This is a genomic window from Shewanella sp. SP2S2-4 (assembly GCF_031932025.1).
Taxonomy (GTDB): Bacteria; Pseudomonadota; Gammaproteobacteria; order Enterobacterales; family Shewanellaceae; genus Shewanella; species Shewanella baltica.
Genome location: NZ_JAUOER010000047.1, coordinates 1 through 3292, shown reverse-complemented (window position 1 = coordinate 3292; position 3292 = coordinate 1). Strand labels below are relative to the sequence as shown.

Sequence of the window (3292 nt, the reverse complement as noted above, 5' to 3'; positions counted from 1 at the left end):
TTGTATGGTTAAGCCTCTCGAGTCATTAGTACATGTTAGCTCAACGCCTCACAACGCTTACACACCATGCCTATCAACGTCCTAGTCTCGAACGGCTCTTTAGAGGAATTAAATTCCTAGGGATGACTCATCTTAGGGCTCGCTTCCCGCTTAGATGCTTTCAGCGGTTATCGATTCCGAACGTAGCTACCGGGCAATGCCATTGGCATGACAACCCGAACACCAGCGGTTCGTCCACTCCGGTCCTCTCGTACTAGGAGCAGCTCCCTTCAATCATCCAACGCCCACGGCAGATAGGGACCGAACTGTCTCACGACGTTCTGAACCCAGCTCGCGTACCACTTTAAATGGCGAACAGCCATACCCTTGGGACCGACTTCAGCCCCAGGATGTGATGAGCCGACATCGAGGTGCCAAACACCGCCGTCGATATGAACTCTTGGGCGGTATCAGCCTGTTATCCCCGGAGTACCTTTTATCCGTTGAGCGATGGCCCTTCCATTCAGAACCACCGGATCACTATGACCTACTTTCGTACCTGCTCGACGTGTATGTCTCGCAGTTAAGCTGGCTTATGCCATTGCACTAACCGTACGATGTCCGACCGTACTTAGCCAACCTTCGTGCTCCTCCGTTACTCTTTGGGAGGAGACCGCCCCAGTCAAACTACCCACCAGGCACTGTCCCTAATCCCGATAAGGGACCTAGGTTAGAACATCAAAACTACAAGGGTGGTATTTCAAGGACGACTCCATCATGACTAGCGTCACAACTTCAAAGTCTCCCACCTATCCTACACATGTAGGTTCAATGTTCAGTGCCAAGCTATAGTAAAGGTTCACGGGGTCTTTCCGTCTAGCCGCGGGTATACGGCATCTTCACCGCAATTTCAACTTCACTGAGTCTCGGCTGGAGACAGCGTGGCCATCATTACGCCATTCGTGCAGGTCGGAACTTACCCGACAAGGAATTTCGCTACCTTAGGACCGTTATAGTTACGGCCGCCGTTTACCGGGGCTTCGATCATGAGCTTCTCTTGCGATAACCCAATCAATTAACCTTCCGGCACCGGGCAGGCGTCACACCGTATACTTCCTCTTGCGAGTTTGCACAGTGCTGTGTTTTTGATAAACAGTTGCAGCCACCTGGTATCTGCGACTCCCGTCAGCTTAGAGAGCAAGTCTCATCACCAACAAGAGCGTACCTTCTCCCGAAGTTACGGTACCATTTTGCCTAGTTCCTTCAGCCGAGTTCTCTCAAGCGCCTTGGTATTCTCTACCCGACCACCTGTGTCGGTTTGGGGTACGATTCCCACTAACCTGAAGCTTAGAAGATTTTCCTGGAAGCATGGCATCAACTACTTCAGTCCCTTAGGACCTCGTCATCAGCTCTCAGTGTGTACATTAAAGTACGTGTCCCCGGATTTGCCTAAGAACACCACCTACCACCTTAAACGCGGACTACCAACGCCGCGCTAGCCTAGCCTTCTCCGTCTCTCCATCGCAGTTAGCGGAAGTACAGAAATATTAATCTGTTTCCCATCGATTACGCCTTTCGGCCTCACCTTAGGGGTCGACTCACCCTGCCCCGATTAACGTTGGACAGGAACCCTTGGTCTTTCGGCGAGGGGGTTTTTCACCCCCTTTATCGTTACTCATGTCAGCATTCGCACTTCTGATACCTCCAGCGTGGGTTACCCCTTCACCTTCAACGGCTTACAGAACGCTCCTCTACCGCGCACAGTAAACTGTGCACCCGTAGCTTCGGTGACTAGCTTAGCCCCGTTACATCTTCCGCGCAGGCCGACTCGACTAGTGAGCTATTACGCTTTCTTTAAATGATGGCTGCTTCTAAGCCAACATCCTAGCTGTCTAAGCCTTCCCACATCGTTTCCCACTTAGCTAGTACTTTGGGACCTTAGCTGACGGTCTGGGTTGTTTCCCTTTTGACGACGGACGTTAGCACCCGCCGTCTGTCTCCCGAGTAGTACTCATTGGTATTCGGAGTTTGCAAAGGGTTGGTAAGTCGGGATGACCCCCTAGCCTTAACAGTGCTCTACCCCCAATGGTATTCGCTCGAGGCGCTACCTAAATAGCTTTCGAGGAGAACCAGATATCTCCCGGTTTGATTGGCCTTTCACCCCCAGCCACAAGTCATCCGCTAATTTTTCAACATTAGTCGGTTCGGTCCTCCAGTTGATGTTACTCAACCTTCAACCTGCCCATGGCTAGATCACCGGGTTTCGGGTCTACACCTTGCAACTAAACGCGCAGTTAACACTCGGTTTCCCTACGGCTCCGCTATTCGCTTAACCTCGCTACAAAATGTAAGTCGCTGACCCATTATACAAAAGGTACGCAGTCACGGTCTCAAGAACCGCTCCCACTGCTTGTACGTATACGGTTTCAGGTTCTATTTCACTCCCCTCACAGGGGTTCTTTTCGCCTTTCCCTCACGGTACTGGTTCACTATCGGTCAGTCAGGAGTATTTAGCCTTGGAGGATGGTCCCCCCATATTCAAACAGGATGTCACGTGTCCCGCCTTACTCGTTTTCATCAATGGTTAGTTTTCATGTACGGGGCTATCACCCTGTGCCGCTGTGCTTTCCAACACATTCCACTAACACCCCACTGACTTAAGGGCTAATCCCCGTTCGCTCGCCGCTACTAGGGGAATCTCGGTTGATTTCTTTTCCTCCGGGTACTTAGATGTTTCAGTTCCCCGGGTTCGCCTCGCAACACTATGTATTCATGTTGCGATAACAGCTTGTGCTGCTGGGTTCCCCCATTCGGACATCGTTAGCTCAAATGCTTGTTACTAGCTCGCCAACGCTTTTCGCAAGTTACTACGTCCTTCATCGCCTCTGACTGCCAAGGCATCCACCGTATACGCTTAGTCGCTTAACCATACAACCCAAATGAGTTTCACTTGAATTGTTGCGACCAGCTGGTTTTACTTGTCTCACTTCTGACCAAAGAAGTGGACGCGCCTTAGACGTAAACTATTCAGCAAAGAATAATTTACTTTTGAATATTCAAGACACTTAATAAAGTGTTTGAGAACTCATGATGCAAACGTTTCCACGTTTACATCGGTTTGTAAGTAACATGACGACAGACATCATCACGTTACATACTATCAGCTTTCCAAATTGTTAAAGAACAATGCGTACCGGCTCGCGGCGCATTCAGCTCTGACTTCTCCTAAGAGAAGATAAACAAGCAATCTGTGTGAACACTCAAAAACACGGATGTTTTTGTGTCGACTCGGCACGGATGCCATGTTGTCGAC

At 50.1% G+C, this 3292-nt stretch carries 1 rRNA gene; it reads right to left on the bottom strand.

The features are described from left to right. Positions 1 to 4 precede the first annotated feature (4 nt). Positions 5 to 2907 (bottom strand): 23S ribosomal RNA (locus Q4Q54_RS21565). Positions 2908 to 3292: the final 385 nt, after the last annotated feature.